At 39.4% G+C, this 9093-nt stretch carries 7 protein-coding genes; 6 read left to right on the forward strand and 1 reads right to left on the reverse strand.

Features of this window, described 5'->3' with window-relative positions; all coding sequences use genetic code 11:
* The first annotated feature begins 200 nt into the window (after positions 1 to 200).
* The 6 genes from BACCOPRO_RS00555 to mobV all read left to right on the forward strand — a co-directional run bounded on the left by BACCOPRO_RS00555 (position 201) and on the right by mobV (position 7096).
* On the forward strand, positions 201 to 1559 hold the full coding sequence (locus BACCOPRO_RS00555) for a tyrosine-type recombinase/integrase (protein ID WP_008139904.1): 1359 nt from the start codon (positions 201 to 203) through the stop codon (positions 1557 to 1559).
* A gap of 52 nt (positions 1560 to 1611) precedes the next feature.
* Positions 1612 to 2292, forward strand: coding sequence for a hypothetical protein (locus BACCOPRO_RS00560; protein WP_008139906.1), 681 nt, complete (start codon positions 1612 to 1614; stop codon positions 2290 to 2292).
* Between the two features lie 260 nt (positions 2293 to 2552).
* Entirely contained in the window at positions 2553 to 2882 is a 330-nt protein-coding gene (locus BACCOPRO_RS00565; protein ID WP_008139908.1) for a helix-turn-helix domain-containing protein, read from the forward strand.
* A complete protein-coding gene (locus tag BACCOPRO_RS00570) occupies positions 2875 to 4374 on the forward strand; it encodes a YfjI family protein (protein WP_008139910.1) in 1500 nt (499 codons plus the stop codon). Before BACCOPRO_RS00565 ends, BACCOPRO_RS00570 begins: the two co-directional genes overlap by 8 nt.
* Positions 4367 to 5395, forward strand: coding sequence for a DUF6371 domain-containing protein (locus BACCOPRO_RS00575; protein WP_040311015.1), 1029 nt, complete (start codon positions 4367 to 4369; stop codon positions 5393 to 5395). Before BACCOPRO_RS00570 ends, BACCOPRO_RS00575 begins: the two co-directional genes overlap by 8 nt.
* Before the next feature lie 150 nt (positions 5396 to 5545).
* Complete coding sequence (gene mobV, locus BACCOPRO_RS00580; protein ID WP_008139916.1) at positions 5546 to 7096, forward strand: MobV family relaxase; 1551 nt, start codon at positions 5546 to 5548, stop codon at positions 7094 to 7096.
* A 159-nt stretch (positions 7097 to 7255) separates the two neighbouring features.
* On the opposite strand, the gene drt3b is transcribed toward mobV, so the two are convergent.
* Positions 7256 to 9093, reverse strand: a 1838-nt coding sequence (gene drt3b, locus BACCOPRO_RS00585; RefSeq protein WP_008139919.1) for an antiviral reverse transcriptase Drt3b, incomplete at its 5' end; no start/stop codon positions are given.

The raw sequence follows: 9093 nt of genomic DNA on the forward strand, positions 1-9093 counted from the left end.
AGCCTACAGATAGGTTAAATAATTGAATATCAACGCGATAAACAAAGATAATTTGTTTGTCGCGTTGGTGTTTTAAGGCCTTTTAAGGTGTGATTTGTTTGTCTAAATTACGGTTTTTTCTCTCAAAACCGGAGTTTGTTTGTCTAAAATACATTACCTTTGCTTCTCCTCAGGAATATTAAAATAGGAGGAAAAAGCATATGGGAAGACCAAAAAGACTATATCCGTTGGGTAAATATCGTCTTCGCACTCCGAAGGTGATAGATAAAGAGAAAGCCTATCCTATTGAGTTGGAATATACTTGGAACAGGCAAATAATCCGTAAGACTACAAATGTCTTTGTTAAAGTTGCGGACTGGAATCAGAACGGTAATCAGGGACGGGGTGAAATTCGTGTTAGTTATGGTAGTGAATTTAAACGGCTCAATCAACTCTTGTTATCACGTGTTGAACGTATAGATTCTCAACTGGCAGAGTATAACGAGAAACATCCTAATCAGATTACTGCTGATGTTATATCCGGTTTCCTCTCAGACAAACCTCTTTCACGTCGTGATCAAGGAAAAGATTTTGTTGAATTCACATTGGAGCGTCTTTCTTCCGATTATTCAAGAAATAGAATAGGAAGGAGCCGATATGAGAACGGAAGAAGCTGTATGAATATCTTTCAGACTTTTTTAAGAGCTACCAAGCAGGCGACATGTGGAAACGATTCTATCTATGTGGGTGATGTAACACCTGAATTGTTGGATAGTTATATTGCTTGGCGTAGAGAAGTCAAACAGAATACCGATGCCACGATAAACCATTCACTGACACCGATATTGAAAGCTTGTGCTTATGCATGTGAAATGAATATCATGGAACCCGCTATAAATGCGAGGATTCAAGATATGCGTATCATTACCAAAACTTCATTATCTGAGGAAGAGAGTGAATTTGACGGTAAGAGTTTGAATAAAGAACAAATGCAGGCTCTCATGGAATATTACAAAACCTGTCAGGAACCACGCAGAAAAGAGTTTCTTGAAATGTTTTTCTTTGCTTTTCATGCTTGCGGACTGCGTGTTGTCGATGTAATGACATTGCAGTGGGGACATGTAAATTTTGAAAAGAAAGAATTGAGGAAGATTATGATAAAGACAAACAAACGCCATGTGATTCCTCTTACAGAGCCTGCTATACATATTTTGAGGCAGTGGCAAGAAAAACGTGAAGGCTGCCGCTATGTGTTTAATCTGGTAAAGGAAAATCTGGAACTTGATGATGAGGAAGCTCTTTACAAGGCTCGTAATAACGCAACCAAATGTATTAACCAGTCTTTGGCAGTGGTTGGAGAACAGATTGGGTTGCCTTTCAACTTGTCAATGCATGTGGCCAGACATACATTTGCAGTTTTTGCTTTGAATAAAGGCTTGTCTATGTCTGTAGTCAGTCGTCTTCTTGGACATGGAAGTACGGATGTCACAGAGAAGGTCTATGCCCGCTTCCTTCCGGAAACACTGTCCTCGGAAGTGGCACGTCTAAAAGATGAATTTGCTTCACTTGAGATAATATAATTATCATTAATTTATAGTAGTTTGTTTTTGAATAAATAATTAAATGTGTTTTATGTTAAGAGTAATATTTTTGATTATTGGTATTTGTGTCATCATACTTGCTTTATCTTTTGTTTTTAAGAAACATGCAAGAACGATACTTTGGTCAAGTGCAATAACTTTATTCGCTGGTACTCTATTACTTATCGGAATTGGAGTTATAAATCCCGTTGGTGAGGATAAAACCGGTTCTGTAGAATTTTGGGGTGCTATCATCACTTTGATTTCCGGAGCAGCTTTAGCTTTCTGTGCGGAGAAACTAAAAGAGAAAAATAAAGGGAAAATAACCGAAGTGAAAAATGAAGCACTCATTGAGGATTCTAAACAGGAGGAAAATCCTGTATGCAATGAAGGAGAGGTCGTTTTGCCGAAAATATTAGATACAGATACAGCCAGAAAAGTTTTTGCCAAGGCAATAGAAGCCGGATATATTACGGAATGTGGCAGCTTTTATAAATGGAATAATTCAAAGGTCCTTCTGGCATATATGTGTGGTAGGATATATTGTGGAGACAAACCGAATTATTCTAAAATAGAAGAAAAAACGTTCTGGAAATTCGGAAGACAAGATATGTTCCCAGATGCTGAATTAAAAGTTTTGTTTCAAATACAAGATTTGGGACAGTCAAGAGCTAATAGAAAAGATGCAATAGTCCCATTTAAATCTGAAGAAATAGATAAATTCTTTGAGTAGCAGGTGCGCTACTCTTTTTTATTCATTATCAGTAAGTTGCGATTCTAATCCTAACTTCATCCTAATATCAGTCCTAACCTATTCTAATCTATCCTAACATTATCCTAACATGTTAGTCTAACTTATCCTAACTTTTAAGCCCCTAAGGACTTACTAAATTCGCAGTGGTTACGGACGATGTGCACAATCGTACCGTGACAAATAACCCGGCTTAAGATCCGAATGTGCATAAGGAAGTTTAAGCCATAAAACTGTAGAATATGGCTGAAGTTAAATTAGAAAAAACTCCGTGCGATCGAGAACTTATAGAAAAGATTCTCGCCATATTGGAAAAGCATGAAAAATTATTGCCGCAGTTTTTGTCAGACAAACATAAATTGTATGATAATAAAACTTTGATGGCAAAATTAGGGGTGAGAGAGAAGTATCTGAAGAAGTTGCGTGACAACGGTTATCTCGGCTACTCGCGTGAAGGTGATAAATACTGGTACACGCAGGAAGACGTTGACCGTTTTCTACGCCGATTCCATTATGAAGCTTTTGCTGTTGGCGATGAACTTCCAAAACAGGAAGGAGGTGGCTATGTTTGACACCATTCATTTGACCAACATGCTTCGTTCAGAAGTGGAAGGTATTCCGGAAACAGGTCTTCCGTTGGATGCCTTCCCGGACAAGATACAGGAGATTATCCTCAATCTTGCCAGATACGAAAATTTCAATGTGGAATATACTGCGTCTATTGTTCTTTCTGCTGTTGCTACTGCAATAGGCAACTCTTGTCATATCCGTATAAAGGGCGAGTGGAAAACTTGCCCATCCCTTTATATGATGCTGGTCGGACGTCCCGGGCTCGGAAAGACTCCTCCCCTCGGTTTTATCTATAAGCCGATTAATGAGTATGATGACCGGCTGCATGAGAAATATAACGAGGAATATGACGAATATGAAAGAGCCATGTCAGCAGGCAAGCACGGAAGTGACGGGGAAGAACAACTGCTCAAGAAACCGAATTTTGTAACGACGGTCATTTATGATTCCACCCCGGAGGCGATGATGAATATTCATCAGCATAATCAGCGTGGGATAACATTGGTCGTCGATGAAATCCTGGCTTTGTTCAATTCTGTCAAAAGGTACAACAGCAAGAACAACCTCATTGAAGATCTGCTGACAGCTTATAGCGGACAGCCGTTAAAGATTATCCGCAAATCAGAATCACGTCCTGTTCTAATCAAGAATCCATGTATAAATGTCATCGGTTCAGTACAGACGAATATGCTGCAGGAAGTCTTCCGTGCAGAGTTCCTTGCCAACGGATTGCTTGACCGTTTTCTGTTTGTCTACCCCAAAAACAGGAAGATATCCGGGTGGAGACGGGAAGAACGGAATACAGCCCGTCCTGATATAATGAATCAATGGAGGACAATAATCAACAGAATCCTAAGCATCCCCTGTATCCTTGATGACAAGGGTACAACGGTCAATCCCCGTATCATTACAATGTCTGACGATGCGGAAGAATACTTCTATGAATGGTACAATGGAATTATCGATGCTGTAAATGCCATTGAGGATGATGCGGATGTTGAAAGCCGCAAGATGAAACTCAACGGCCATGTAGCACGTCTTGCCCTGTTGTTTCAGGTAATGAAATGGGCTACTGATAGTGGAGATATGCAATATATTGAGCGGGATTCCGTAGAATCGGCGATCCGTATGATTGATTATTATGAGGAAACATACAGGAGGATTCAGGAAACCATTGTCATAAACAGTATCGGCGAAACGAAAGAAGCCTGGCTTTCTCTGTTGGAAGATCGGTTCACTTCCGGGGATGCTGTTATTGCCGGTAGAAAAGTTGATATGTCCCGACGTACCGTCTATTATGCGCTTGACCAATTATGCCGGCTTAAACACCCTCTTATAGAAAAGCTTCAGCATGGAGTCTATCGCAAACTTATGACAGAAAATACTGATGCACCTTGCACTATTGCACTTTCATCTTGTCAAGATACCGTGCAATCTTCTCAAAGTGCAAAAGTGCAGAGTGCAACCACACTAAAATCAGAAGACCATGAGTGAATACAGATTCCATTTGCAGAAATACCGCCCTGGAAGCAAGACTACTTGTCCGAACTGTGGTAAAAGCCGGTGTTTTGTCAGGTATGTTGATGAACAAGGCAGCATTAGCTTTCCCGGTAATGTCGGCAAGTGTGATCATGAAAACAGTTGTGGCTACCACTATACACCTAAGGAATACTTCAAAGATAATCCTGATAATTTGGAAATGAATGTGGATAATGGTAAGCCACTGCTTTCAGTCTCTTATAAGTCTGTAGATAAAACGTCCGTTTGTATTACCCCTTCGTATATTCCTTCATCTTATGTGTTAAGGAGTCAGTCACATTATTCAATAAACCCTTTGTATCAATATTTCTGTCGCGTATTTGGTGAAAGTGAGACAAACAGGTTATTTGACATGTATCGTATAGGAACATCTGCAAAATGGGGAGGTTCAACAGTCTTCTGGCAGACAGATATAAATGGACAGGTAAGAACCGGCAAGGTAATGTGCTATAATGCCGAAACAGGCCATCGGGTTAAAGAGCCTCAGGCTTTTGTCAGCTGGGCACATTCCGAGTTGAAGTTGCAGGATTTCCATTTGAAGCAGTGCCTGTTTGGAGAACATCTTCTGAAAAATTCATCGTCTCCGGTAATGCTGGTGGAAAGTGAAAAGACCGCTGTTGTAATGAGCCATTTTATCCCCGATTATATATGGCTGGCAACAGGTGGAAAGAACGGTTGTTTCAATAGTGAAGCCATGCAGGTTCTCAGAGGCAGGGAAGTTACTCTCATCCCTGATTTAGGAGCAACCGAACAATGGAAAGAAAAGTCTGCTTTGTTGTCTGGAATATGCAAACGGGTTGTTGTGTCGAATGTTTTGGAATGTACATCCGATGAGGAGCAACGCAGCCAAGGATTGGACATTGCAGACTTCTTCCTGTATTCACCATCAAAGAGACAGATACTCCATCAGATGATACAACGTAATCCAACATTGCAGTTGCTCATTGATGAACTGGATTTGGAACTTATTGAATAGTAAAGGAACTTGTTCCGAGGATTTATAGAAAGTCCTTAACACAATAAGGACTTTTTGCCTGACGGCAATAAAATCCGGTCATTGTCCCGCAGAGCGGACTGGCACAAGAGCAAGCTCAAATATTAATCATTTATCAAAAGAATACCCTATATGAATACAGATATTAAACAGGCCATGCATGTTGAAGCCGGGAAGTCATTCGGCACATCAGAGGCGAATGAAAACGAAAGGCATTGGAATGACGACAAGATTGACAGAAAGAATCAGGATCCGACCAATCACTATGACAAGACCCGAATGAAACTGAATTTCGAGATTGGGCCCGATGGGAAAGTTCATCCGTTAGGCTATCAAGAGAAATCGCTTGAAGTACGTTTGCAGGAACGGTTGACTGAACTGGGCTGGAAACCCTTCAAGCCGGACAGCAAAATTCAACCAAACTGTTGTGCGAAATTTATCTTTGGAGGCAATCATGACCGTACACTTGAGATGGCATTTGGGACCCAAACCGTAAATCTGGAAAAGGGTGCAGATAACAGTCATCTCCAGCGATGTCCGGAAATCGAACAATGGGCAAAAGATGTCTATGACTGGTGCGCCAAACGGTACGGACAGGAAAACATCATCGGCTTCCAGGTTCATCTTGATGAGAGCAGCCCGCATATCCATGCCTTGATCGTTCCTGTCGGACAACGGGCCAAAAGCGGACGCGAATGCGTCATGTGGTCGGCTAAGTTTGGCAAGAGCCGTTATGAGTATGGCCATATTCTTCGGGAAATGCACACCTCACTATATGAAGAGGTAGGGAGCAAGTACGGGTTGGAACGTGGTGACAGTATTGAAGGCCGGAACGTCAGCCATCTTAGTAAACGCGATTATATCCGAAAACTGTCCAAAGATGCGAAACAGGCGGAGAAAGCAGTCAAGGGGCTGCAGACTATGATACGGAGGTTGGAAGCACAGATATTCAGGTCTCAATCCCAACTTGAAGAAATTGAGAAGTCTCTGGCTTCCGGCAAAATCGCTCTTCAGGAATATGAAATTCAAAAGACCAGGATACAAAAACAGATTTCCGAATACCAGTCAAAGCTTGAAGACAAGGCAGGTAAGCTTCAAGAAAAGGAGCAGGAACTGGAGCAGATGACAAAAAATATAGACCGTGTCGGTAGACTGGCGCAACCTTTCCGCAATCACAAGATAGATTTTGAGCCGCCACGGATCACTGGTAAACCTCCGATATTCGGTGTTGACAAATGGATTGAGGAGCAGAACAGGTCTATCGCCAGCCGATTCTTGAAGATTGTCCGTCAGATTGAAGAACGGTATCGAAAGGATGCCGAACAGCAAATACAAGCGGTGCGGAATAATGCGTTGCTGGACTATCGGGAGTTTAAATGGCTGCAGCAGGAGTATGCACGACTGACGGCTCTCAACGATAGTCAGACTGAACAGATGCAAACAGTTCTTGACCAGCTGGCTGAGCCTTCTGTGCGGGAACGAATCTTCTCTATCGCTGATACTTTGATTGGCGGACAGCCTGTCGCTGTTTCATCCGGTGGTGGCGGTGGCAACTCAGACTCCGACCTTCGCTGGGACGGAAGAAGGCCAGATGAGGAGGAAGAGGCGTATAGGAGGAGGTGTCTGATGTTTGCGATAGGAACGGTTAAAATTCAGAATGAGAAGAAAGGTTATAGGAGATAAAGAAATATAAATGCCTCAATATCTAATCTTTAATATAAAACAAATGGGACTCGACTCACGAAATCCCATTTGTTTAGGCAAAACCTATAAGGTCGTATGCAGAGCTATGTGTGTGAAGTTATTGCGAGCCTCGCTACTGCATTGTTTCCGAAATACGCATTAAGTGTACACTTCCTGCGAAACTTTCGCGCCTAATTCTTTTGTCAAATCAATATTAGTCCATTTTGTGAACATGAATTTATTTCTACGAAAATACCTTTCTATCAAAACTTGTTTAGCATTATCTATTTGCATAACCTTGCACATAATCTTCCGATCATTATGAGTTATGAATGGACATGCTAATAAATCTAGTGCAAGAATAATTAATTCTGTATCTTTCCTTTTGTCTGGCAAATTTACGGATTTAAATTTATTGTTTATTCCCTCCATTAAATTTTTTTTGTCGCTCATAAATTCTTTTGTATTGCCATAATAATACAAAAGAATGATGATTGACAGAGTATTAAGCTTGGATGTATCAAATCTATCATTTTCTGTGCCAAACAAATAGTTGTTTAGAGTCTTAGAATCTATTCTATAATGTCTTGGCATAGATCTTAAAGTTATTAAAAAATACAATGTTTCTATTTGTGCGTTAATGTCAAATGAAGTTGTTTTGAACACAATCGTTATTTCATTTTGTATCTTTTTGAATATTTCATCTCGCAATGCAGGTGAGAATCTTTTAATTATCCTCCCATCTTTCTCTTTATAATTACTTCCCAAATAGATAATCAAAGTATTCAATATGTTCATCATTTTAAGCGTGGTATTCACTCGTTTGCAGTCAGAGTACAAAAAGAATATTACATCTATCATCCCATCAAGATATCGATGCAGCATCTTCTCCATTTGGTGAATTTTCTTTTGGCATTCGTCCTCACGTTTCTGCTGTTCAATGGCTTTAGATAATACGTAGAAATTTTTATCAAACTTCTTCAAAAGGGACTCGAGCTTTGTAGAGATTACGGCCAAAGTATAGTTCATGATATCCTTGCTTTTCACATTATTCTCAATCATTAATGATTTGAACGCTCGATTAACTTCTTTAGAATTGATATAAATAAAGTCTTTGCATTCTAATACTTCCTCAATTTTTTTATCATCAATATCATCTATTATCTCCTCTTCAGCGATTTCATCTTCCAGTACATTTTCGCTATCTTGATTAGATTTACGCATTCTTATAAAATCTGATAATAACGTGTCAATCTTAATCTTGGACATTGAAATAGGTGTAATAAATGGACGTTCCCAATCATCACTTTTTTCTTTACTAATACATAACTTATATTCATGTAGCAAGTGTTCAAAAGTAGACATGGCTTGTTCAAGGACTTTTGTATCATTATAATAAAAGAAAACGTCATCAACGTATCTATAACAGCTATAATGCTCGTTATTTTTATAACCTGCATCCCAAAGAGTTTGCTTTACCTTTTTATCTATATATTGGAGGATTATTTCCGCAAAGATTCTAGAAAATTCCGGCCCTATAACAATACCATTTGTTTCATTATAATTCATTCTTTGCATTATACTGTCCCAATCATCTCCGAAAGACTTACCTTTTCCTCTAAAATGTCTTTTATATTCGTCCTTACCTCCACTAACAGCCCAAGTGATAGAATGAGTATATATGCTATCAAAACAACTTTGAATGTCAAACTTGTGCAAATGTTCAAATCGCTTCTCTGCATTTTGATATCTATAATCTTCATAAAACTTATAGATATTAGAGTATTCTTTATAACTAAAATATGTCTTGAGATTTTCATACTCATTGAAGAATAACTCCAGTTTGTCTATCTTTTGACCAAGTAATGTATGGTGTAATCTGTCTTTGTAATAAAAATAGCAAGCCACACGTTCTGGATGTCTCAATGAAAACTCATCCTGCCCACAATAATATAATATTAAACTCTTGTATTTTTCATAGAATGACACTATTTCCT

This window comes from Phocaeicola coprophilus DSM 18228 = JCM 13818 (genome assembly GCF_000157915.1).
Taxonomy (GTDB): domain Bacteria; phylum Bacteroidota; class Bacteroidia; order Bacteroidales; family Bacteroidaceae; genus Phocaeicola; species Phocaeicola coprophilus.